The organism is Streptomyces durmitorensis (assembly GCF_023498005.1).
Classification (GTDB): domain Bacteria; phylum Actinomycetota; class Actinomycetes; order Streptomycetales; family Streptomycetaceae; genus Streptomyces; species Streptomyces durmitorensis.
This window is the reverse complement of sequence record NZ_CP097289.1, coordinates 7,767,364-7,790,029: the sequence shown is the minus strand read 5'-3', so window position 1 is coordinate 7,790,029 and position 22,666 is coordinate 7,767,364. Positions and strand designations below refer to the sequence as shown.

Genomic DNA, 22,666 nt, shown 5'->3' with positions numbered 1-22,666 from the left:
CGGCGCATGTACTACAGGACGAACCGTCCATCGCCGGAGGGAGTCACTCCTCGGGTAGCAGGAGCCCCTGTGGACCGGGCGGGCCCGACAGGGGCGGGGCGGCACACCATGCGTGCCCCGCCACCAGATTAATCAAGACCCGGCCCGATACGTCAGCCCTGCGGGGTGCGGGCGTCGGCGAGTGCGCGCAGGGCGCGGGCGTCGCTGATGGCCCGCTGCTTGGCGATGCCCGGCTGGATGCCCATGGCCGGGAGGCTGGTGCCGTCACTGAGGTTGAGGAACACCCAGGGGTCGCCGGGGCGCAGGTTGACCTGGACGATCTCGGCCCAGGCCAGGTGCCTGCTGGTGGCGATGTTGACGACGGTCACGCCGGACTCGTCGGCGACGACCTTGGGCCTGCTCAGGAGCATCAGCACGCCCCAGAGCAGCGCGCCGGTGAAGATGAAGCTGAGCCGCTCCCCCGAGCTGAGGGTCGGGATGAGCAGGGAGACCACCGTGAGGACCACGAAGATCGCGGCGCCCGCGGTGATCAGGACGGCTCGGGTCCGCTTCGGCCGGAAGGTGACGGGCAGGGTGGGGATGTCGGTCTGGTCGCTCATGGCCGGGGTCTCCTGCCGGGTCATCAGAGGCGGCAGGCGTGAATGGCCGTGGTCAGGATGGCCCGCGCCCCGATGGCGTACAGGTCGTCCATGATCCGCTGGGCCTCCTTGGCCGGGACCATGGAGCGGACGGCGACCCAGCCCTCGTTGTGCAGGGGCGAGATCGTCGGCGACTCGAGGCCCGGGGTGAGGGCGACGGCCTGCTCCAGGTGCTCGGCCCGGCAGTCGTAGTCCATCATCACGTAGGCGCGGGCGACCAGGACGCCCTGCAGGCGACGCAGGAACTGCTCGACCTTGGGGTCGTCGGTCTCGGCGCCGGTGCGCCGGATGACGACCGCCTCGGACTTCATGATCGGCTCGCCGAACACCTCGAGGCCCGCGTTGCGCAGCGAGGTGCCGGTCTCCACGACGTCCGCGATGACCTGGGCGACGCCCAGCTCGATGGCGGTCTCGACGGCGCCGTCCAGGTGGACGACGGAGGCGTCGATGCCGCTGTCGGCGAGGTGCTTGGCGACGATGCCCTCGTACGAGGTCGCGACGGTCTTGCCCGCGAGGTCCGCGATGGTGCTCGCGGTGCCCGGCTTCGCGGCGAAGCGGAAGGTGGAGCGTGCGAAGCCCAGCGGCAGGATCGTCTCGGCGTTCGCGCCGGAGTCGATCAGGAGGTCCTGACCGGTGATGCCGATGTCGAGCTTGCCGGCCGAGACATAGATCGCGATGTCCTTGGGCCGCAGGTAGAAGAACTCCACCTCGTTGTCGGGGTCGACGAGGACGAGCTCCTTGGACTCCTTGCGCTGCTGGTATCCGGCCTCATGGAGCATCGCCGACGCAGGTCCGGACAGTGAACCCTTGTTGGGGACGGCGATGCGCAGCATGAGGAAGGATTCCTTTGCGTTCAGGGGGAGTTGAGTGGAGGAGGGTGTACTGCTCAGAGGTGCGCGTACACGTCGTCGAGGGAGATGCCGCGGGCGACCATCATCACCTGCACGTGGTAGAGGAGCTGCGAGATCTCCTCGGCCGCGGCTTCCTTGCCCTCGTGCTCGGCGGCCATCCAGACTTCGGCGGCCTCCTCGACGACCTTCTTGCCGATGGCATGGACGCCCTTGTCGACCAGCTCGGCGGTGCGCGACGTGGCGGGGTCGCCGTTGGCGGCCTTGTGCTGGAGCTCGGTGAAGAGCTCCTCGAAAGTCTTCTTGGACATGATGTCGCTTACTTTACGCGGCTCCTCGCCCCCGCTCACCGCCAGGGTTCGGAGATCGTACGCAGCGTGGTCGCGGTGGCCACGGCGGCGGTGACCGCTTCGTGCCCCTTGTCCTCGCGGGAGCCCTCGATGCCCGCCCTGTCCAGGGCCTGCTCCTCGGTGTCGCAGGTGAGGACGCCGAAGCCGACGGGCACCCCGGTGTCCACCGTGACCTGGGTCAGGCCCAGGGTGACGCCCTGGCACACGTACTCGAAGTGCGGGGTTCCGCCGCGGATGACGACGCCGAGCGCCACGATCGCGTCGTAGCCGCGGCCCGCGAGGACCTTGGCGACGACCGGCAGCTCGAAGCTGCCGGGCACGCGCAGGACGGTCGGCTCGTCGATGCCGAGCTCGTGCAGGGCGCGCAGCGCGCCGTCGACGAGGCCGTCCATGACCTTCTCGTGCCACTGGGCGGCGATCACCGCGACCCGCAGGTCTCCGCAGTTCTTCACGCTCAGTTCGGGTGCACCCTTGCCGCTCACGCGCTTCTCCTGGTTCTCGACTGTTCTCGTCTGTTCTCGTATGCCGGTACTTATTGATTGCCGCAGGCGGACACCTCAGGGGTGTCGAGCCAGGGCAGGTCGTGCCCCATCCGGTCCCGCTTGGTGCGCAGGTACCGGAGGTTGTGCTCGCCCGCCTGGACCGCCATGGGCTCGCGTCCGGTGACCTTCAGGCCGTGCCGGATCACCGCGTCGGTCTTGTCGGGGTTGTTCGTCATGAGGCGCACGCTGCGGATGCCGAGGTCGTCCAGGATCCGCGCGCCCGCTCCGTAGTCCCGGGCGTCGGCGGGCAGGCCGAGCTCCAGGTTGGCGTCCAGGGTGTCGCTGCCGCGCTCCTGGAGCTCGTAGGCGCGCAGCTTGGAGAGCAGGCCGATGCCGCGCCCCTCGTGGCCGCGGAGGTAGACCACGACGCCGCGTCCCTCGTCCGTGATCCGCTGCATGGACGCCTCCAGCTGCGGGCCGCAGTCGCAGCGAAGGGAGTGGAAGACGTCGCCGGTCAGGCACTCGGAGTGGATGCGGACCAGGACGTCCTCGCCCTCGCCGACCTCGCCGTGGACGAGGGCGACGTGCTCGACGCCGTCGACGGTGGAGCGGTAGCCGTACGCCGCGAAGTCGCCGAAGGCGGTGGGCAGGCGGACCTCGGCCTCGCGGCGGACCTTCGGCTCGGAGCTGCTGCGGTAGGCGATCAGGTCCTCGATGGAGATGATCGTCAGGCCGTGCTTGCGGGCGAACGGGATCAGCTCCGGCAGGCGGAGCATCGTGCCGTCCTCGCCCGCGATCTCGACGATCGCGCCGGCCGGGCGCAGCCCCGCGAGCCGGGCCAGGTCGACGGCGGCCTCGGTGTGGCCGTTGCGCACCAGGACGCCGCCGGACTTGGCGCGCAGCGGGAAGATGTGGCCGGGGCGCACGAAGTCGGCGGGCTCGAAGGTGCCCGCGGCGAGCATCTGGAGCGTGGTGGCGCGGTCGGCGGCCGAGATGCCGGTGGTGACGCCGTGCGCGCCGCTCGCGTCGACGGAGACGGTGAAGGCCGTCCGCATCGACTCGGTGTTGTTCTCGACCATCTGCGGGAGCTGGAGGCGGTCCAGCTCGTCGCCCTCCATGGGCGCGCAGATCAGGCCGCGGCACTCGCTCATCATGAAGGCGATGATCTCGGGCGTCGCCTTCTCGGCCGCGATGACGAGGTCGCCCTCGTTCTCGCGGTCCTCGTCGTCGACGACCACGACGGGCCGCCCGGCGGCGATGTCGCGGATGGCCGCCTCTACGGGGTCGAGGGCGAGGTCCGACGCGTCTTCTTCGTGACCCGTGCTGTACCAAACAGGTGCCGCAGTCATGCCGGGGCTCCTTCCATGACGGGCTGCGAGGACGCGGTACGCGACCGCAGCCACCAGTCGCGCATGCCCCACAGGACAAGAGCGAGGTAGATGACGTACACGAGGCCGGAGAAGGCCAGGCCACTGCTGAACGCGAGCGGTACCCCGACCACGTCGACGAGGAGCCAGGCGAACCAGAACTCGACCAGACCGCGGGCCTGGGCGACCATCGCGGCGAGGGTGCCGACGAAGATGTAGGCGTCGGGCCAGGGGTTCCAGGACAGGTCGGGCACGGCGGAGAACAGGGCGCCGACCGCGAGGGTGCCGACGGCCGTGCCGCCGAGCAGCACCCCGCGTTCCTTCCAGGTGGCGAACCGGACGGCGATGGAGCCGTCCTGCGCCTGCTGCTTGCCGTTGGTCCACAGGCGCCAGCCCCACAGGGCCACGCCGATGACGAGCAGCTGCTTGCCGACACCGCCGGAGAGGTGGGCGGAGGCGTACGCGCCGACGAGGATGACGCCCGAGAGGAACTGGGCGGGCCAGGTCCATATGGAGCGCCGCCAGCCGAGCGCGAGGGCGATCAGGCCGACGGTGTTGCCCACCATGTCGGACCAGATCACGTGCTGCCCGAAGGCCGTGAAGGCTTCGGAGTTGAGCCAGTTCACTTCGTGGCCTCCTGAGCGGGAGCGGGAGCGGGAGCGGCGGCGGATCCGGCGTGGGCGCGGTCGCCGAGCATCCGCTCGACGTACTTCGCGATGATGTCCACCTCGAGGTTGACCGGGTCGCCGGGCTGCTTGATGCCGAGCGTGGTCAGGGCGAGGGTGGTGGGGATGAGGCTGATGGTGAAGTAGTCGGGCCCGGCGTCGACCACCGTGAGGCTGACGCCGTCGACGGTGACGGAACCCTTCTCCACCACGTAGCGGGAGAGGTCCGCGGGGAGCGAGACCTTGACGATCTCCCAGTTCTCGGAGGGCTTGCGCTCGACGATCTCACCGGTGCCGTCGACGTGCCCCTGGACGATGTGTCCGCCGAGGCGGTCGCCGACCGCGGTGGGGCGTTCCAGGTTGACGCGCGATCCGGCCGCGAGGGCGCCCAGGCTGGAGCGGTTCAGGGTCTCGGCCATCACGTCGGCGGTGAACTCGTCGCCCTCGTGCTCCACGACCGTCAGACAGACGCCGTTGACCGCGATGGAGTCGCCGTGCTTCGCGCCCTCGGTGACGACGGGGCCACGGACACGGAAGCGCGAGGCGTCGTCCAGGTTCTCGACGGCGGTGATCTCGCCCAGCTCTTCGACGATTCCGGTGAACACTTCAGTGCTCCTTCGATACGAGGGCTACGGGGGTCGCGGTGACGCGCAGATCGGGGCCGATGCGGACGGTCTCGCTCACGTCGAGCCGCAACGCTTCGGTGATGGTCGTGATTCCGCCGCCTGCGAGGGCGGCGGGGCCCGCGCCGAGCAGGACGGGGGCGAGATAGGCGACGACGCGGTCGACGGCGCCCGCGGCGACGAAGGCACCGGCGAGCGTCGGCCCGCCTTCGAGGAGGACGGAGCGCACGCCGCGCGCGTGGAGTTCGCCGAGGAGGGCCGGGATGTCCAACCCGCCGTCCGCGCGCGGGAGTCGCACCGTCTCGGCTTCGGTTTCGGCTTCCGGGGTGACGTTCTCGGCGACCGCGACGAGCGTGGGCGCCGCGTCGTCCAGGACGCGGGCGCCGGGTGCCACGGCGGTGCCGTTCGTGTCGACGACGACGCGCAGCGGTTGGACGGCGCCTTCGATGCCCCGCACGGCGAGGTGCGGGTCGTCGGCGCGCTGGGTGCCGGAGCCGACGACGACCGCGTCGCACTCGGCGCGCAGCCGGTGGACGTCGGCGCGGGCCTCGGCGGAGGTGATCCAGCGGCTGCTGCCGTCGGCGGCGGCGATGCGGCCGTCGAGCGACGCGGCGTACTTCCAGGTGATGTGCGGGCGGCCGAGGCGCACGGATGTCAGCCAGGCGGCGTTCCCCACGGCGGCCTCGGCCTCGAACAGGCCCGACTCCACGTCGACCCCGGCGGTACGCAGTCGCTGCGCTCCCCCGGTCGCGGCGGGGTTCGGGTCGCCGACGGCGTAGACGACGCGGGCGATCCCGGCGTCGATGAGCGCCTGGGCGCAGGGGCCGGTGCGTCCGGTGTGGTTGCAGGGTTCGAGGGTGACCAGGGCGGTGGCGCCACGGGCCTGTTCGCCGGCCGCGCGCAGGGCGTGGACCTCGGCGTGGGGACCGCCCGCGCGCTGGTGGTGGCCCTCGCCGACAGTCTGTCCGGAGGCGTCGATGATGACGCATCCGACGACGGGGTTCGGGCTGGTGGAGCCGAGTCCGAGGGCGGCGAGCTCGACGGCGCGGCGCATGGCGGCACGCTCGTGCTCATTCGCTGTGACTGCGGCTGCGGTGGCCACCGGGTCCTCCTGCCTCATAGGGCACGGACTCCGGGGCCTGTCGATGACGACAGAATGAACGGACTGCGGCATCGGGAGCGACGCCGGAAACGAGACCTCTCCCTGGGAACCCGAAGAGACGGGTATCCCAAAAACAAGCCACTCGGCGACGTGCACGAATGCCCGCCCGCCGCGCACTGCCTCCCATCCGGACTTTCACCGTCGGTCCAGGAGTTTCACCTGGTCAACCGACCGCTGGAGGCGGCCGGGTCGCGGACTATAACCGCCGGTTCGGAATTACACCGACCCCGGAGTGCGCTGCTTTTGGTACGTAGCCAGTGTGCCACGCCTGATCGACGCCCATACGGGCGAACCCCTGTGGCCTGGCTCACAGCAGCCCGTGACAGGCTCCTGACCGGCGGTGACGGCCGCCGTTCCGGCCCGCTGAGCGCGGGCCCCTGGCTGCTGCTGCTCGCTGCTGGGCCAGGGCCTAGGGACGCGGGCCGAACAGCTCGTCCTGCGCCGAGTCCCTGGCGGCGAGCAGCGCGCCGCGCAGTACCGCGGAGCCGCCGAGCACGCTCGCGCGCACCTCGGTGCGCAGCGGTGACATGGCGGCGACGCGCTCCGCCACGCGGGTGGCGAGCGGGTCGCCGCCCGCGCGGCCGATCTCGCCGCCCAGGACCACGCAGCCGGGGTCCAGGATCGCGGCCATGGCGGCGGCGCCGACGGCGATCCGGTCGGCGGCCGCGTCGAGGTAGGCCCCGTGGCCGGTCTCGGCGGCGCGGCGCACCACGTCGGCGGCGCTCGCGCCCGGCTCCAGGATCCCGTGCTCGGCGCCGAGGTCACGGAGCGCGGCGGCGCAGGCCAGCGAGTGGAAGCCGCCCTCGCAGCCGGTGGCGGAGGGCAGTACGTCCGTGCCGGGCACCGGCAGGAAGCCGATCTCCCCGGTGCCGCCCGACGCGCCGCGGCGCAGGCTTCCGTCGAGCACGACGGCGGCGCCGACGCCTTCGCCCAGCCACAGGAGCACGAAGGTGTCGCGGTCGTGGGCGGCGCCGTCGCGCTGTTCGGCGCGGGCGGCGAGGTTGGTCTCGTTCTCCACGAGCACGCGTGCGGGGAACCGCTCCTGGAGGGCGCCCGCCAGGCGCCGGTGCCAGGCGGGGAGCGAGGTGGTGTCGCGCAGTTCGCCGGTGGCGGGGTCGATGAGGCCGGGGGCGCCGATCGCCACGGTGTGCAGCCGCTGGACGCCGCCGTCCTTCGCGGTGCTCTCCACGAGGGCGACGGCGCGCTCGACGGCGGCCCCGGTGCCGGTGTCGCCGCCGATGGGCGCGGAGGCCTCGGCGAGCACCGCGCCGAGCAGGTCGGTGACGACCACGGAGACGCCCCCGGTGCGTACGTCGAGCGCGGCGAGGTGCGCCCGGTCGGCGACGATCCCGTACAGCCGGGCATTGGGTCCCCGGCGCTGGGCACCCGCCTCCCCCACGACCGCGATCAGGCCGGAGCCCTGGAGGCGCTCGACCAGGTCGGCGACCGAGGGCCTCGACAGGCCGGTCAGCTGCTTCAACTGGTTGGCCGTCAGCGGCCCTTCGCGCTGCAGGAGCCCCAGGGCGAGCCGGTCGTTGATGGCCCGGGCGGTGCTCGGTGATGCGGGCATGCCGGGGATCCTTCCATAAAGCTGCTATTTATCAGGCAGGGTTCCTGATAGTTTACGTCGCCGTAGCGGGGAGGCACCTTGGGAGGGACGGGGCAACGATGAGTGAAGTGGTCCACGACGTACGTCAGTTGAAGCGGGCGCGGTATGCCGTGGCCGCCGTCTTCTGCGTGCACGGCGCCGTCACCGGCTCCTTCGCGACGCGCGTGCCCTGGATCCAGGAGCACGCCGACCTCAGCGCCGGGCTTCTCGGCCTCGCGCTCGCCTTCCCGGCCATCGGCGCCTCCGTGGCGATGCCGCTCGCGGGCTGGGTCAGCCACCGCTTCGGCGCGAGGACGGCGCTGCGCGGGCTGCTCGCCCTGTGGACGATGGCCCTGATCCTGCCCTCGCTCGCGCCCGATCTCCTCACGCTCTGCGTGGCCCTGTTCGTGTACGGGGCGACGGCGGGCATGTCGGACGTGGCGATGAACGCCCTGGGCGTCGAGGTCGAGACCCGCATGAAGAAGTCGATCATGTCGGGCCTGCACGGCATGTGGAGCGTCGGCGCCCTGATCGGCTCCGCGGCCGGCACCGTCGCCGCCCACATCGGCGCGGACGCCCGGCTGCACCACGCCCTTGCCGCCGTGGCGCTCACCGCGATCGGCCTGGTCGCCTGCCAGGGCGTGCTCGACCTGCAGGCGGAGCCCGAGGACGAGGCGCCGCCGCGCTTCTCGCTGCCGCCCAAGTCGGCGCTGCTCATCGGCGCCGTCGGCTTCTGCGCGGTCTTCGCGGAGGGCGCGAGCCTGGACTGGTCGGCGGTCTATCTGCGCGACGTCCTGGACAGCTCGGCCGGTGTCGCCGCCGCGTCCACCACCGGATTCACGCTCACCATGGCGATCGCGCGGCTCGCGGGCGACGCCGTGGTGGACCGCTTCGGTTCGGTCCGCACGGTGCGTGTGGGCGGCGTGGTCGCGGCGCTCGGTGGACTCCTTGTCGTGGTGGCGCCGCATCCGGCGATCGCCATGTGCGGGTTCGCGCTGCTAGGGCTCGGCATCGCGGTCGTGGTGCCCCTCGCGTTCGCCGCTGCCGGGCGCAGCGGCCCGAACCCGAGCCAGGCCATCGCGGGCGTCGCCACCATCACGTACACGTCGGGCCTGATCGCCCCGTCCGCGATCGGCACGCTCGCCGACGCGACGAGCCTGGTGGTCTCCTTCGGCCTGGTGACGGTGCTCGCCTGCGGGCTCGCGGTCTTCGCGGGAGTCCTGCGCACGGACAGCCGCGAGGCCACGCCGAGCGCTCCCGCGGACGCGAAGGTTCCCGGCCCGAAGTCCTGAACCAGCGGTTCCGCGGGGAGGGACGCCCCGCGAGTGGCCGGTGTGAAACCAGGGAACTTATGCCGGATTAACATTGCGCTGACTCATTCAGGTCTTGACAAAGTCGGGCGCACAGAAGGCGGAACAGAACCATGGATCTCGGCGTGCGCTGGAGGCTTCACGGCGACGGGCGCACCCCCGCGCCCGGAGCCGTCGTCCGTCCCGACGAGCGGCTCTCGTGGCCGCGCACCTTCGGGCTCGGCGCCCAGCACGTGGTCGCCATGTTCGGCGCGTCGTTCGTGGCGCCCGTCCTGATGGGCCTCGACCCGAACCTCGCGATCATGATGTCGGGCGTCGCGACCGTCATCTTCCTGCTCGCCACGCGCGGCCGGGTGCCCAGTTACCTGGGCTGTTCGCTCTCCTTCGTGGGCGTGGCCGCCGTCATCCGCGCACAGGGCGGCTCCTCCGCGACCGTGACCGGCGCCGTCTTCGTGGTCGGCGCGGCGCTGTTCCTGGTGGGCCTCGCCGTCCAGAAGTTCGGGGCGCGGATCATCCATGCCGCGATGCCGCCGATCGTCACCGGCGCCGTCGTCATGCTGATCGGCTTCAACCTGGCGCCGGTCACCGCCTCCACGTACTGGCCGCAGGACCAGTGGACGGCGCTCCTGGTGATGCTGTTCACCGGTCTGGCCGTGGTGTGCCTGCGCGGATTCTGGTCACGTGTCGCGATCTTCCTGGGGCTGATCTTCGGGTACGCCCTGTCCTGGGCCCTCGACCTGGTCTTCGGCAAGATCCACTCGGCGGACGGTTCGGGCAAGGTCGTCGACCACTGGCGCCTGGACCTGTCCGCCGTCGGCAACGCCGACTGGATCGGCCTGCCGTCCTTCCATGCGCCGAGCTTCGAGTGGTCGGCGATCCTCGTCGCCCTGCCCGTCGTCATCGCGCTCGTCGCGGAGAACGCCGGGCACGTGAAGGCGGTCGGCGAGATGACCGGCGACAACCTGGACGACAAGCTCGGCACGGCGATCTCCGCCGACGGCGCCGCCTCCATGCTCTCCACGGCGGTCGGCGGCCCGCCCAACACGACGTACTCCGAGAACATCGGCGTGATGGCCGCGACCCGCGTCTACTCCACCGCCGCGTACTGGGCCGCCGCGTGCTTCGCCCTGCTCTTCGGCCTCTGCCCCAGGTTTGGCGCGGTCGTGGCGGCCATCCCGGGCGGCGTGCTCGGCGGCATCACCGTCATCCTCTACGGCATGATCGGCCTGCTCGGCGCCCAGATCTGGATCAACGCCGGGGTGGATCTGCGCAATCCGCTGAACCTCGTCCCGGCCGCCGCGGGCATCATCATCGGCGTCGGCGGCGTCTCGCTGAAGATCAGCGACAACTTCGAGCTGAGCGGCATCGCGCTCGGCACGATCGTCGTGATCACCGGCTACCACGTGCTGCGCGCGTTCGCGCCCCCGCACCTCAAGTCGCAGGAACCGCTGCTCGATTCGGGCACGTCCACGTACGACGAAGGGGACGAGTCCCCGGAAGCGGGCGCCGACGGCTCTCAGCCGCGCGCCAAGTCGTAGGCGTAGCCGGGCGTGAACGTCCCCGGCGCGCCCTTGCAGCCGTCGGACTCGCCCGGCAGTTTGATCCACAGATAGGCGTCGATACGGGCCTCACCGGTCCGCAGCGTCGGGCTCGGCCCGAGCCCCCGTCCCGCCGGGTCGCACCACTCCCCGTCAGCGGGGGCGCCGTTGCCGTTGCGGCTCGTGTCGATGACGGCGCCCAGGCCGGGCGGGCCGCCGAGCGCGGACAGGACCTTGCGGGCATAGGCGGCCTCGTCGCCGGTGCGGTGGAAGTTCGAGACGTTCGTGAAGATGCCGTCGGACGACGCGGGCGAAGCGGCGCCCGCCGCGCGCAGCCGCCCGGCCTGCTTGGCCGCGGCGTTCCAGCCCGAGTGCCCCGCGTCGAAATAGACCCTGGCCCTGGGGTTGGCGGCCTTGAGGGTGCGGCCCGCACGGGCGAGCGAGGCGTAGCGCGCGGTGCGCTGCTTCGCCGAGAGGCATTCGGAGAGCGCGATCGCGTCCGGTTCGAGGATGACGACGACCTCGCCGGAGCCGAGGCCCGCGGCGAACTTCCCGATCCACGCGTCGTACGCGGCGAGGTCCGGCGCCCCACCCTGCGACGCGCCCCCGCAGTCGCGGTCCGGTATCGCGTACGGCACGACGACGGGCACCCGGCTCCCGGCGCTCGACGTCACCGCGCGCACGCGCGAGGTGATGGTCCCCGGCGCGTACTCCGCGAACCACACGGCGGCGGGGCGGTCGGCGATCCGTGACTCGATGAGCGGGCGGCGCGGATCGCCGCGATGCGCCCTGACCCAGTCGATGACCTGCGAATCACCGTGCCGGTAGAGGGAGTTGGCCGAGGGGTCGGCGGTGGGCTTCTTCGGACGCGGGGTCGCAGGCTTCGGTTTCGGCTTCGGCACCGGCGATGCGGAGGACTTCACGGGCGACGGCTCCGCCGATGAGGCCGATGCGGACGGCGTCGGCACCGCGGGCAGCGGTTCGAGCGTCGGCGACTTCGTCACCTTCGGGCGCGCCCGGTCCTTGCCGCCGCCCTCGTCCAGGGCGGACACCATTCCGGCGACGGTGCCCATCGCGGCCACGACCGAAGCCGCCGCGACCATGACCCCATGGCGGGCGGCGCGCCTTTGTCCGGCCCGCCGTTCGGCGCGATGTCGCGCGCGGTTGCCTGCCACGATGCTGCCCCTCCCCTCCCCCGTGTCCCCCTGACACGGCACGCCGGCTCCCCTCCCCAGGGGCACACACGGTCGCCGTTCCCTCGTTCTGGGGAAGCGGCCGGTGCGGCGGCATTCCGGCCAGCCTAGGACTGGGACCCTGCCACCATGGCGCAGTTGGAGCGGTTCGCGGAGTTCACAGGCTCGGCACACGGGGTTGACGACGTGGTGACGCGGATGCGCGCGCTGGGAGCCGGCTTCCCCTCGGGCGACGGGGTCGGGGTCTTCAACCGGGTCTATCTCGCGGTCACCGAAGAGGTCGGCCGGCACGTCGACAGGGGGCGATTCCCGGACACCGGAGCCGCGATCACGCTGGACGTCCTGTTCGCCGAGCGCTATCTGACGGCGGTCGAGACGATGGCCGCGGACCGCAGACCGCCCGCCTGCTGGCGGCCGCTGTTCCAGCTGCGGCGCCATCCCGGCGTACGTCCCCTGCAGTTCGCGCTCGCGGGCATCAATGCGCACATCGGGCACGACCTTCCGCTGGCCGTCATGGACACCTGTCGTTCGCTCGGCTGCGAACCGGCGGACCTGGAGGACGAGTTCGACCGCGTGGGCGACATCCTCGTCTCGCTGGAGGAGCGCATCCGCGAAGAACTGATGCCGGGCCCCGACCTCTTCCAGATCGCCGACCCGCTGACCCATCTGCTGGGTTCCTGGAGCCTGGAGCGGGCCAGGGACAGCGCGTGGGCGACGGCGCTCGCGCTGCGGGCCCTGCGCGAACTGCCCGCCGTCGCCGAGGAGTTCCAGGGCCGCCTCGACGGAGCGGTCGGCCTGGTGGGGCGGATGCTGCTCACGCCCCTGCCCGACTGATCCGGCCACCCCGCGTCCGCCACCGAGGAACTCCCCGGCGACAGCTGTACGTTGAACGCAGTGACCCCGGATGCGAAGGAGCACCAGCATGGCCACACGACTCGGGCTCGGCCTCCCGCAGGGCCGGCAGTATCACCTCGGCCGTGACGTCCCGGCCGTGGCCAGCGCGGCCGAGGAGATCGGGTACGAGAGCCTGTGGGTCTATGAGCGCGTCCTGTTCCCCGAGCCCGCGACCCAGGGCCTGTACGGCATCGAGGGCCTGCCCTGGCCCGACACGTACCGCTCGGTGGCCGACCCGCTGGTCACGCTGACGCTCGCCGCCGCGGCCACCGAGCGGGCCCGCCTGGGCACCAGCGTCCTGGTCGCCCCGCTGCACGTGCCGTTCCAACTGGCGCGCTCCCTCGCCACGTTGGACGCGGCGAGCGGCGGCCGCGTCGTCGCGGGCTTCGGCACGGGCTGGTCGCACGACGAGTACGCGGCCGCGGGAGTGGCCCCCTTCAACCGGCGCGGCAAGGTCCTGGACGAGCTGATCGACGTCTGCCACGCGGTGTGGGGCCCGGACCCGGTGTCGTACGAAGGGGAGCTGACGACGATCGCCCCCTCGGTGGTCGGCCCCAAGCCCGCGCGCCCCATCCCGATCCTGCTGCCCGCGGGCAGCCCGCGCGCCCTGCGCAGGCTCGTCGACCGCGCCGACGGCTGGATGCCGATCGGCACGGGCGCCGCGCAGCTTGCCGAGCAGGCCCAGACGCTGAAGGACCTGGCCGCCGAGCGGGGCCGCACGCGGCCGGTCCAGAGCGTCCTGCGGGTCAACGCCCGGTACACGCCGACCGCGTACGAGGGCGAGAAGCGCGCCCCCTTCCGGGGCAACGTCGCGCAGATCGTCGAGGACATCGCGGCGCACGCCTCGGTGGGCGCGGTGGAAGAGATCCTCATCGAGCTCGCGGGCAGCACACGGGACGCGGAGGAACTGAAGGACCTGGCGGCGGAGGTGTACGAGGCGGCGAGGGCAGCCGGGGTATAGGGGGGCGGGCCCCGAAGGGGCGCGCCCCAGGGGCGCGGGGAACTGCGCGACCAGCCACGGCTGACCGTCACAGACCCCCGCGCCCGAGGCGAAACGGCGCTGTCAGTCTTCCGGCAGCTCGACGGGAGCAATCTCGTCGTACACGTCCCCGGGACCAGGGTTGGTCCCGTCCGTGGCCCCGCCAAGGTGATGCATGACGCCCCACACGGCGTTCAGCGCGGTCGTCACGGCGCCTTCGGCCCACCCGGCCGTCCAGGAGATGTCGTCACCGGCGAGGAAGATCCCCCGCTTGTCCTCGGGCAACGCGCCCTGCATGAAGTGCGTGAACAGACGCCGCTGGTAGCGGTAGTGGCCCGGCAGGTTCGCCTTGAAGGCGCCCATGAAGTACGGCTCGTTCTCCCACGACACCGTCACCGGGTTGCCGATGATGTGCTTGCGGATGTCGACCTTGGGATAGATCTCGCCGAGCGACTTGAGCATGACCTCCATGCGCTCGTTCGCCGACAGCGGCAGCCACTTCAGGCTGTCGTCGCACCAGGTGTAGGAGAGGCAGATGGTCGCGGGCTTGTCCGGGCCGTCGTCCAGGAGGTAGGTGCCGCGCGTCATGCGGTCGGTGAGCGTCATCGACATGACGTCACGGCCGGTCTCCTCGTCCTTGTCCAGCCAGAAAGGCCGGTCGACCGGGACGAAGAGCTTGGAGGACTCCATGTAGTGGGTGCGCTCCATCGCCGTCCAGTGGTCGATGGGGAAGAGCGTGTCGTCGCACGCGATCTTGGAGAGCAGCATCCAGGACTGGGCGGTGAAGATCACCGCCTGGTAGGTGCGGATGTCGCCCGAGGAGTCGGTGACGGTGACGCGGTTGCCCGCGGTGCGGTCCAGACGGGTCACGGCGGGCTTGGGCACACCGCCCTCGTGCAGCGAGCTCAGGGAGGTGCCGGGCGCCCAGTGCACGATCTTCTGCGGCTCGCGGTCCCACATGCGCAGCGGCAGCTGCTGGCTGCCGCCGACGATGCCGCGGTGGTGGTCGTCGGCCTCGGTGTAGACGACGCGCAGGATCTCCAGGATGGAGTTCGGGAAGTCGGTGTCCCAGCCGCCCGTGCCGAAGCCGACCTGGCCGAAGATCTCGCGGTGCCGGAAGGACTTGAAGGCCTCGGACTCGCAGAGGAAGCCGTAGAAGGTCTGGTTGTCGAGCTTCTCGACGAGCTTGGACCAGATCTCGCGGATCTTGGGCACGTCGCGCTCGCGCAGGGCGCGGTTCATGTCGGAGAAGTCGGCGCCCTCCTCCAGGCAGGAGTTCCAGGCGTTCATCACGTCGCGGTAGACCTGGGGCAGGTCGTCGACGGACGTCGCGTAGTGGGACTCGCCCTTGAGGTCGACGACCGTCGAGGGGGTCGACTCCGCGAGAGGGTTGGGGAAGGGCCGGGTCTTGAGGCCCACCAGGTCGATGTAGTGCTGGAGCGCCGTCGAGGACGGCGGGAAGCGCATCGCGCCCATCTCGGCGGTCAGGTCGCCGTCACAGCCCTCGAACCCGACGGTGCGCAGTCGGCCGCCGATCTGGTCGGCCTCGTAGACGACGGGCTTGAGGCCCATCTTCATCAGTTCGTACGCCGCCACGATGCCGGACAGACCGCCGCCGATGACCGCGACCTCCGTGCCGTGCTCGGTCGCGGGTATCTGGCCGAGGCCCGCCGGGTGGGCGAGGAAATCGTCGTACGCGTACGGGAAGTCCGGACCGAACATGGTGATCGGCGGCTGCGCGTCGGTGTGCTGGACGGCGGTGGGCACCGTGGACGTCATGAGGTACGGACTCCTTGCGGGAACGGCAGAACAGAAGAAGAAGGGCAGGCTCGGGGAGAGGCGGGGGAGGTTCAGATCAGGGACGCGTACAGACCCGGGCGGCGGTCGCGCAGATAGGGGTTGGCCTCGCGCGACGCGGCGAGGAAGGCCGGGTCGGCGTCGGCGAACACCAGCTGCTCGTCCCGTCCGGCGCGGGTGCGCGCGACTCCGTCGGGACCGGCCAGCGTGGAGAGCCCGACGAACTCGAACTCCCCTTCCTTGCCGACCCGGTTGACGTACGCGACGTACATCTGGTTCTCGAAGGCCCGCACCGGCACGACGGACTCGGCGACGAACTGGAAGGGGTGCATCTGGGCCGTGGGCACGAGCAGCAGGTCGGTGCCGGCCAGGGCGTGCGCGCGGACGTTCTCCGGGAACTCCACGTCGTAGCAGATCATCAGACCGATCCGCAGACCGCCCAACTCCGCCTGCACGACGGCCTGTTCACCGGGGGTGAAGGAGTCGCGCTCGAAGCAGCCGAAGAGGTGGGTCTTGCGGTAGTTCGCCAGGCGCGCGCCGTCGGGGCCGATCAGCTGGACGGCGTTGAAGACCTGCTCGCCGCCCCGCTCCGGGTAGCCGTAGGCGACCGCGACGCCGTGGCGCAGGGCGGTCTCGGCGATCGCGGTGGCGGACGCCCCGTCGGCGGGCTCGGCGAGGCGTGCCACGTCGTCGCCGATCGCGTACCCGGTGAGGTACATCTCCGGGGCCACCAGGAGGCCCGCGCCCGCAGCGGCGGCACGGGCAGCGGCCTCGTCGAGCGCCTTCAGATTGGCGGCGACGGAGCCGGGGCGGCCCGAGCTCTGGAGCAGGGCGGTGCGCAGCGGGGGCATGGCGGGACCTCGGGGCATGCGAAGGGACGGACGGACTGGTGGGGACCGTTAGACCGTACGGTCGGCGGGCCCGGCCGGACAAGGCGCGAGCGTTGCGGGCAGATGCTCGATCCGTTGCGCGTGCGGGGCCCTGAACGGCGATTCGTTGCGCGGCGCCGTGCGCCTCGGGTATCGGGGGTGTCCACCTCCAGGCGCAGGGGTCCGCGCCGGGCCCCCGCCGCACGGCGGAAGGGGGGTCCCGCCCGTGGCCGGACGTGCCGGCCCCCCCCTTCCGCGAGAGCGTGATCTCACCCGGAAACGCCGGGTGAACGGCCTCGAAGACGGAGGGCTCCCATGAGCCGCACGACCTCGCCCCGCCACCGCAATCACCCCCGCGCCATCGCCGTGGGCGCCGCGCTGCTGCTGACCGCCGGGGCCGCGGGCGTGGCCGTCGCGTCCGGCGACGACGCGGCGCGCTCCGGAGCGGCGCACCCGGGCACGGCACACTCCGCGTCACCCACCGACGCCCAGGCCAAGCCCCGCGAGGCGGCCGCGCTCACCGGCAAGGCGAAGATGTACCGCAAGACCACCGAGGACGTCACGTTCACCTTCGACGCGCACCTGGCGGCGAAGAACAACGGTGACCCGACCAAGGCGACCGGCACCTTCAGCTTCGTCCACCTGGACAAGCCGGGCGGCGAGGGCGGCTGGGCGAAGGGCCGCATCGACTGCCTGATGACCGGCGGCAAGGTCGCCACGGCGACCGGCATCATCACGGACACGAACCTGAAGCAGATCAAGGGCGGCCGCGTCGGCTTCACCGTCCACGACCAGGGCGAGCAGGACCGCGTGGGGTACAGCTGGGCCGCGACGGGCGCCCCCGACAACACCAAGAAGCTGACCAAGTGCACGAGCTCCGCGCCGCACGAGAAGGTCAAGAAGGGCACCGGCGACTTCGACGTCGTGCCGTGGAAGGTGCCGTACCCCACGAACTGACGCCCGGCCGCGAAAGCCACGGAGCAGGGGGAGCCACCCGTACAACAGGGGGGGAACGCCCCGAAGGGGCGCGGGGAACTGCGCGACCAGCCACGAACGACCCGCAGTATCCGGACCGCCCATCCAGCGGAGCGCTTACGCAGGCGACCCCGAAGAGAACCGCCGCATCAGAGGGGACAGCACCAGCACGGACTTCGTCCGCTCCACGAAGTGCTCCCCCGCGATCCGCTCCAGCACCCGCTCGAAGTGCCGCATGTCGGCCGCGAAGACCTGGACGACGGCGTCCGCCTCCCCGGTGACGGTGGAGGCGGACGCGATCTCCGGATAACGCTCGAGCCCTCGCCGGATCGCCTCCGGCGAGGTGTTGCGGCGACAGTAGATCTCGATGAACCCCTCGGTCTCCCACCCCAGGGCCGCCGGGTCGACCCGGACCGTGAATCCGGTGATCGCCCCGGTCTCCCGGAGCCGGTCCACGCGCCGCTTCACGGCGGGCGCGGAGAGCCCGACCAGCTGGCCGATGTCGGCGTAGGAACGGCGGGCGTCCTCGGCGAGGGCGTGCACGATGCGTTCGTCGAGATCGTTCAGTCGCACTGGGGGTGGATCACTTCTCTGCGGAGGCCAATCGGGAGCGGCTCATGCCGTACAGGAAGTAGAACACGAGGCCGACGGCCATCCAGACACCGAACACGACCCAGGTCACCGAGTCGAGGCTGAACATGTTGTAGGCGCAGAAGCCGAAGCCGAGCACCGGGAAGAGCCAGCCGAGCGGCACCCGGAAGGTGCGCGGCATGTCCGGACGCGTCCGGCGCAGCACGATCACCGCGACGTTGACCAGACCGAAGGCGAAGAGCGTGCCGATGCTGGTGGCGTCGACGAGCTTGCCGAGCGGGATGACCGAGGCGAGCGCGCCGCAGAACAGCGAGACGATGACGGTGTTCACGCGGGGCGTGCCGGTCTTCTTGCTGACCTTGCCGAACACCTTGGGCACCAGGCCGTCGCGGGACATGGCGAACAGGACGCGGGTCTGGCCGTAGAGCACGGTCAGGACGACGGACGCGATGGAGATGACCGCGCCCGCGGCGAGGATCGTGCCCCACATGCTCTGACCGGTGACGTCGTTCATGATCGCGGCAAGCGTGGCCTCGGAGCCCTCGAAGTCCGTCCAGTTCCAGGCACCGACGGCGACCGCGGCGACCAGGACGTAGAGAGCCGTGACGATGATCAGCGAGAGCATGATCGCGCGGGGCAGGTCGCGCTGCGGGTTCTTCGCTTCCTCACCCGCGGTGGAGGCGGCGTCGAAGCCGATGTACGAGAAGAAGAGGCTCGCGGCGGCGGCGCTGACCCCGGCCGTGCCGAGCGGCATGAAGTCGGAGTAGTTGCCGGACTTGAAGCCCATGAAGCCGATGGTGCAGAAGAGCACGAGGGCGGCGATCTTCACGATGACCATGATCGTGTTGGCCGTCGCCGACTCCTTGGCGCCGCCGAGCAGGAACACCATGGCGAGCAGCACGACGATCAGGCCGGGCAGGTTGATGATGGCGCCGTCGACCTCACCGGGCGCCGCGGAGAGCGCGTCCGGGATCGTGACGCCGATGGTCCCGTCGAGCAGCTCGTTGAGGTATTCGCCCCAGCCGACGGCGACCGCCGCGACCGATACGCCGTACTCCAGGACCAGGCACCAGCCGCAGACCCAGGCGACGAGTTCACCCATCGTTGCGTACGCGTATGAGTACGAGGAGCCCGCGACCGGTATGGAGCCCGCGAGCTCGGCGTACGAGAGCGCGGAGAAGAGCGCGGTGAGTCCGGCGATCACGAAGGAGATCGTGACGGCGGGTCCGGCCTTGGGGACGCTCTCGCCGAGGACGACGAAGATGCCGGTGCCGAGCGTGGCGCCGATGCTGATCATGGTCAGCTGCCACATGCCGAGGGAGCGCCGCAGCGAGCCGCCCTCACCCTGGCCGCCCTCCGCGACCAGGAGTTCCACCGGCTTGCGCCGCATCAAGCGGCGGCCAAGCCCCTGGACCCCCGGGGGGCTTGGGCGGTTCTGCGGGGGTGCGCCTTGGTCGAGCACGCGTGGCTCCTTCATCGCTGCCGGTCAGGGCGGCGGGACCGGCGGCAGGCCCCACGCATGGATGGGGACCGCCGAGCAGGCGGTCCCCGCCACACCACGTACAGCGGATGACTCTATGAGGCGTTCTTCACGTACGTAATGCAGCAACCTTGCGCAGGCCCGCATGATCGTTGCGTACATCCCCTTCCTGCGGGTCTTCATTGCGCGGTCCGTTTCGTCCGTTGCGTGCCGAGGCTCCCTGACGGTCATTGACACTTCGTCAGATCTCCCCCATCGTGCACTCCGGTCGAGCCGATCGCGCACCCCGGTCGAGAGGGAGGCAGCAGGCCATGGACCTCGATGTGCTGTACGAGATCGACGTACCGAAGCCCTGGAACGGACCCCATCCGCACGGGCAGCGCACCGCCGAGCAGCGCGCCTACCGCGAGGCCGTGGAGCAGATCAGGCTCGCGGACCGGGTCGGTTTCCGCACGGTGTGGGCCGTGGAGCACCACTTCCGCGAGGGCCGCTCGCACTGCCCGGCACCCGAGGTGCTCCTCGGCCATCTCGCGGCGCTCACCGAGCGGATACGCCTCGGCTTCGGCGTCACCCTCACCCCCTTCGGCTTCACTCCCCCGCAGCGGATCGCGGAGAAGGTGGCGGCGGTGGACGTGCTCTCGGAAGGGCGCGTGGAGTGGGGGACGGGGCGTTCGACTCCCATGGAGCAGACGGCATTTGGCGTCGACAGGGAGCAGTCGCGGTCCGACTGGCGCGAGGCGATCGAGATCGTGACAGGCATGTGGCGCGAGGAGTACTTCGCCTACGAGTCCGAGCGGTTCTCCTTCCCCCGCCGGATGGTCACACCGAAGCCGGTCCAGGGCCCGCATCCCCCGTGCTGGATGGCGGCGACGTCACCCGGCTCGGCGGAGGTGGCGGGCGCGGCGGGCCTCGGCCTGCTCTCCTTCTCGATCATGCAGCCGCTCGACGCGATGGCCCGTCAGGTCGCCGCCTACCGCGCGGCGGCGCGCACGCCGTCCCCCCTCACGGACGTCACCACGGACCGCGTCAGCGCGTACACGCTGGTGCACGTGGCGGACCGTCCCTCGCGCAGGGTCTGGGACTCGGTGGCCTGGTGGTACCGCAACCTGGCCCAGTTCACGCTCGACTGGGAGCTGCCGCACCTGACCCCCGAGGAGCGCGAGCGGACCTTCCCCCTCCTGACCCCGATCATCGAAGGGAGCGTCCCCGTCGAGGAGTTCAGCGACGGCGACATGATCCTCATCGGTGACGCGGAGACGATCGTCCGCAAGGCCAAGCACTACGCCGACCTCGGCATCGACCAGCTCATCTGCTACGTCCAGTGGGGCTATCTGGAGCACCGGGAGATCCTGCGCACGATCGAGATCCTGGGCAAGGAAGTCATCCCGGAACTGGCGTCGTACAAGCCCCGGCGGACGGCACCGTGAGCGAGCCCCTCGACACCTCGCCCGTCCCCGACTACGCCGCCCTCCACCGCCTGGACGGCCGCGCCTTCGTCCTGCTCGGCGCGGGCAACGGCATCGGCCGCCAGACCGCGCACGCGCTCACGGCCGCGGGCGCGCGGGTCCTGTGCGTGGATCTCGACAAGGGCCGCGCCGAAGCGGTCGCGGCCGAGACGGGCACCGTCGCGTACGTCGCGGATGTGACGCGCCGCGCCGAGGTACGGGAGCTCTTCGCTTACGCACGCCGGGAGTTCGGCGAGATCGGCGGTGTCGTCGACATCGTCGGCATGGCCCGCTACACGCCCCTTGAGGAGCTCGACGACGCGTCCTGGGACTGGCACTTCTCCCTCGTCCTGCGGCACGCCTGGCTCGCGGTCCAGTACGGCGGGCAGGCGCTGGCCGAGGCGGGCGGCGGCCCCCTGGTCTTCGTCGCGTCGGTGTCGGGCCTCACGGCGGCGCCCCTGCACGCCGCGTACGGCGCGGCCAAGGCGGGCCTGATCTCCCTGGTCCGCTCGGCGGCGGTGGAGTACGGCCCGCGCGGTGTACGGGTCAACGCGGTGGCGCCCGGCGTCGTCTGGACGCCGCGCGTGGCGGGCCTGATCGGCGAGGAGGGCCGTGCGCGCAACGCCCGCAACGCCCCGCTCGACCGGGTTGCCGAGACCTCGGACATCGCGTCCGCCCTGCTCTTCTTCGCCTCGCCGCTGTCCTCGTACGTCACCGGGCAGACGCTCGTCGTGGACGGCGGGGTGGGCGTGAAGTTCCCCTATCCGACCATCGGCGGTGCGCGGTGAGGGAGTTCGTGCGGGGCGCGCCCTGGTGGACCGAGGACGGCCGGGTGGTGCGCGCCGACCCGGCCGACCGGGATCGGCTGCCCGCGGACACCTGGGAGCGGGCAGGCGTCCCGGCCGGTGTCAGGCTGGAGTTCACCGCACGGGGAGTGAGCGCGGTGGAGGTCGAGTACACCGCGTCGGAGCCCTCGCCCGCCGACTCGTACCGCGAAGTGCCGCACGTGTTCACGGCCTTGTGCGACTTCACGGCCTTGCACGACTTCAGGGCCTTGCACGACGCGTGGCCGGCAGGCGCGGCGGGCGGCGCCGAGCGCGCCACGAGCCCGAACGCCACGGACGGCCCGGGAAGCGCCCTCCGCGCTCCGGTCGTGGCCGAGGCGCCCGCATCGCCGGGTGCCCACCTGGCGCGCCTTGACCTCCCCCGCACCGACGGGACCTTCACCGTCCATCTGCCGGAGGCGCTGCGCCCCGTCATCCATGGCGTACGCCCCGTCGGCGGCGGCACGATCGAGCCCGCCGCACGGCGACCGCGCTGGCTCGTCCACGGCGACTCGATCACGGAGGGCTGGTCGGTGTCACGGCCGCATCTGGCGTGGCCCGCGCTCGCGGGCCGGGCACTCGGAGTGGAGACGGTGAACCTCGGGTACGCGGGCGCGGCACGCGGGGAGATGGCGAGCGCCGAGCAACTCGCCTCGCTGGACGCCGACTTGATCACGGTCGCCTTCGGCACGAACTGCTGGTCGCGTACGCCGCATTCGGCGGGGCTTCTCTACGAGACGGTGCGGGCGTTCCTGGACCTGGTGCGCCGGGGCCACCCGGACGTCCCTCTCCTGGTGGTCTCCCCCGTGGTCCGCCCGGACGCCGAGACGGTGCCGAACGCGCTGGGCGCCACGCTCCGGGACCTGCGGACCGCCGTGGAGCGGGCGGCCCTGGACGCGGGGACCGATCTGCTGCCGGGCGGCGAACTGCTGGACGCCGGGCACCTGGTGGACGGGGTGCATCCGGGCGACGAAGGCCACGCCCTGCTGGCGAAAGCGGTGGCGGCGGCCCAGGCCCCTTAAGGGGCGCGGGGAACTGCGCGACCAGC

General features: G+C 71.5%; 22 protein-coding genes and 1 riboswitch. Of the genes, 8 read left to right on the top strand and 14 right to left on the bottom strand.

Features of this window, described 5'->3' with window-relative positions:
* Positions 1-152: 152 nt before the first annotated feature.
* From M4V62_RS34885 to M4V62_RS34845, 9 genes are all read right to left on the bottom strand, one after another.
* Positions 153-599, bottom strand: a complete 447-nt coding sequence (locus M4V62_RS34885; protein WP_249591167.1) for a PH domain-containing protein — start codon at positions 597-599, stop codon at positions 153-155.
* A 23-nt stretch (positions 600-622) separates the two neighbouring features.
* A complete protein-coding gene (hisG, locus tag M4V62_RS34880; RefSeq protein WP_160503730.1) occupies positions 623-1,471 on the bottom strand; it encodes an ATP phosphoribosyltransferase in 849 nt (282 codons plus the stop codon).
* 53 nt (positions 1,472-1,524) lie between these two features.
* On the bottom strand, positions 1,525-1,797 hold the full coding sequence (locus M4V62_RS34875) for a phosphoribosyl-ATP diphosphatase (RefSeq protein ID WP_055564821.1): 273 nt from the start codon (positions 1,795-1,797) through the stop codon (positions 1,525-1,527).
* Between the two features lie 35 nt (positions 1,798-1,832).
* Positions 1,833-2,318, bottom strand: coding sequence for a 6,7-dimethyl-8-ribityllumazine synthase (ribH, locus tag M4V62_RS34870; RefSeq protein WP_249591166.1), 486 nt, complete (start codon positions 2,316-2,318; stop codon positions 1,833-1,835).
* Between the two features lie 50 nt (positions 2,319-2,368).
* Positions 2,369-3,667: a bifunctional 3,4-dihydroxy-2-butanone-4-phosphate synthase/GTP cyclohydrolase II gene (locus M4V62_RS34865; protein ID WP_249591165.1), complete on the bottom strand. Its 1,299-nt coding sequence runs from the start codon at positions 3,665-3,667 to the stop codon at positions 2,369-2,371.
* On the bottom strand, positions 3,664-4,251 hold the full coding sequence (locus M4V62_RS34860) for a nicotinamide mononucleotide transporter family protein (RefSeq protein ID WP_249593140.1): 588 nt from the start codon (positions 4,249-4,251) through the stop codon (positions 3,664-3,666). Before M4V62_RS34860 ends, M4V62_RS34865 begins: the two co-directional genes overlap by 4 nt.
* Before the next feature lie 56 nt (positions 4,252-4,307).
* Positions 4,308-4,955, bottom strand: coding sequence for a riboflavin synthase (locus M4V62_RS34855; protein WP_249591164.1), 648 nt, complete (start codon positions 4,953-4,955; stop codon positions 4,308-4,310).
* A 1-nt stretch (position 4,956) separates the two neighbouring features.
* Entirely contained in the window at positions 4,957-6,027 is a 1,071-nt protein-coding gene (ribD, locus tag M4V62_RS34850; RefSeq protein ID WP_249593139.1) for a bifunctional diaminohydroxyphosphoribosylaminopyrimidine deaminase/5-amino-6-(5-phosphoribosylamino)uracil reductase RibD, read from the bottom strand.
* Positions 6,028-6,244: 217 nt separating this feature from the next.
* Positions 6,245-6,375, bottom strand: a riboswitch (FMN riboswitch).
* A 169-nt stretch (positions 6,376-6,544) separates the two neighbouring features.
* Complete coding sequence (locus M4V62_RS34845; RefSeq protein WP_249591163.1) at positions 6,545-7,705, bottom strand: ROK family transcriptional regulator; 1,161 nt, start codon at positions 7,703-7,705, stop codon at positions 6,545-6,547.
* 98 nt (positions 7,706-7,803) lie between these two features.
* On the opposite strand from M4V62_RS34845, the gene M4V62_RS34840 reads away from it, so the two are divergent.
* The gene (locus M4V62_RS34840) at positions 7,804-9,015 is read left to right on the top strand and encodes an MFS transporter (protein WP_249591162.1); all 1,212 of its coding nucleotides are present in this window, start codon (positions 7,804-7,806) and stop codon (positions 9,013-9,015) included.
* Between the two features lie 131 nt (positions 9,016-9,146).
* The gene (locus tag M4V62_RS34835) at positions 9,147-10,571 is read left to right on the top strand and encodes a uracil-xanthine permease family protein (RefSeq protein WP_249591161.1); all 1,425 of its coding nucleotides are present in this window, start codon (positions 9,147-9,149) and stop codon (positions 10,569-10,571) included.
* On the opposite strand, the gene M4V62_RS34830 is transcribed toward M4V62_RS34835, so the two are convergent.
* On the bottom strand, positions 10,550-11,674 hold the full coding sequence (locus M4V62_RS34830; protein WP_249593138.1) for a glycoside hydrolase family 6 protein: 1,125 nt from the start codon (positions 11,672-11,674) through the stop codon (positions 10,550-10,552). The two genes, M4V62_RS34835 and M4V62_RS34830, sit on opposite strands and share 22 nt — an antisense overlap.
* A 219-nt stretch (positions 11,675-11,893) precedes the next feature.
* Here M4V62_RS34830 and M4V62_RS34825 point away from each other — a divergent pair, with 219 nt between their 5' ends.
* Together M4V62_RS34825 and M4V62_RS34820 are read left to right on the top strand one after the other, a co-directional pair.
* The gene (locus M4V62_RS34825; RefSeq protein WP_249591160.1) at positions 11,894-12,598 is read left to right on the top strand and encodes a DUF5995 family protein; all 705 of its coding nucleotides are present in this window, start codon (positions 11,894-11,896) and stop codon (positions 12,596-12,598) included.
* 88 nt (positions 12,599-12,686) lie between these two features.
* The gene (locus tag M4V62_RS34820; RefSeq protein WP_249591159.1) at positions 12,687-13,619 is read left to right on the top strand and encodes an LLM class F420-dependent oxidoreductase; all 933 of its coding nucleotides are present in this window, start codon (positions 12,687-12,689) and stop codon (positions 13,617-13,619) included.
* A gap of 102 nt (positions 13,620-13,721) precedes the next feature.
* Here M4V62_RS34820 and M4V62_RS34815 read toward each other — a convergent pair whose 3' ends face one another.
* Complete coding sequence (locus tag M4V62_RS34815) at positions 13,722-15,416, bottom strand: flavin monoamine oxidase family protein (RefSeq protein ID WP_249591158.1); 1,695 nt, start codon at positions 15,414-15,416, stop codon at positions 13,722-13,724.
* A 71-nt stretch (positions 15,417-15,487) separates the two neighbouring features.
* Positions 15,488-16,276 carry a carbon-nitrogen hydrolase family protein gene (locus tag M4V62_RS34810; RefSeq protein ID WP_249593137.1) on the bottom strand — a complete coding sequence of 263 codons (789 nt, stop codon included), beginning with the start codon at positions 16,274-16,276 and terminating at the stop codon, positions 15,488-15,490.
* Positions 16,277-16,618: 342 nt separating this feature from the next.
* Between M4V62_RS34810 and M4V62_RS34805 the strand changes: the two genes are divergently transcribed.
* Positions 16,619-17,260 (top strand): Repetin, encoded by a 642-nt coding sequence (locus tag M4V62_RS34805; protein ID WP_249591157.1) that lies wholly within the window; start codon positions 16,619-16,621, stop codon positions 17,258-17,260.
* A 135-nt stretch (positions 17,261-17,395) separates the two neighbouring features.
* Here M4V62_RS34805 and M4V62_RS34800 read toward each other — a convergent pair whose 3' ends face one another.
* Together M4V62_RS34800 and M4V62_RS34795 are read right to left on the bottom strand one after the other, a co-directional pair.
* On the bottom strand, positions 17,396-17,851 hold the full coding sequence (locus M4V62_RS34800) for an Lrp/AsnC family transcriptional regulator (RefSeq protein WP_190084898.1): 456 nt from the start codon (positions 17,849-17,851) through the stop codon (positions 17,396-17,398).
* 10 nt (positions 17,852-17,861) lie between these two features.
* Positions 17,862-19,331, bottom strand: a complete 1,470-nt coding sequence (locus tag M4V62_RS34795; RefSeq protein WP_249591156.1) for an amino acid permease — start codon at positions 19,329-19,331, stop codon at positions 17,862-17,864.
* A 329-nt stretch (positions 19,332-19,660) separates the two neighbouring features.
* Between M4V62_RS34795 and M4V62_RS34790 the strand changes: the two genes are divergently transcribed.
* Genes M4V62_RS34790 through M4V62_RS34780 form a run of 3 tightly spaced genes read left to right on the top strand, consistent with a single transcriptional unit; the run spans position 19,661 to position 22,640 of the window.
* Positions 19,661-20,776 (top strand): LLM class flavin-dependent oxidoreductase, encoded by a 1,116-nt coding sequence (locus M4V62_RS34790; RefSeq protein ID WP_249591155.1) that lies wholly within the window; start codon positions 19,661-19,663, stop codon positions 20,774-20,776.
* Positions 20,773-21,582: an SDR family NAD(P)-dependent oxidoreductase gene (locus tag M4V62_RS34785; RefSeq protein ID WP_249591154.1), complete on the top strand. Its 810-nt coding sequence runs from the start codon at positions 20,773-20,775 to the stop codon at positions 21,580-21,582. Before M4V62_RS34790 ends, M4V62_RS34785 begins: the two co-directional genes overlap by 4 nt.
* Positions 21,579-22,640 carry a GDSL-type esterase/lipase family protein gene (locus tag M4V62_RS34780; RefSeq protein WP_249591153.1) on the top strand — a complete coding sequence of 354 codons (1,062 nt, stop codon included), beginning with the start codon at positions 21,579-21,581 and terminating at the stop codon, positions 22,638-22,640. The genes M4V62_RS34785 and M4V62_RS34780 overlap by 4 nt, the downstream gene beginning before the upstream one ends.
* The last annotated feature ends 26 nt before the right edge of the window (positions 22,641-22,666 follow it).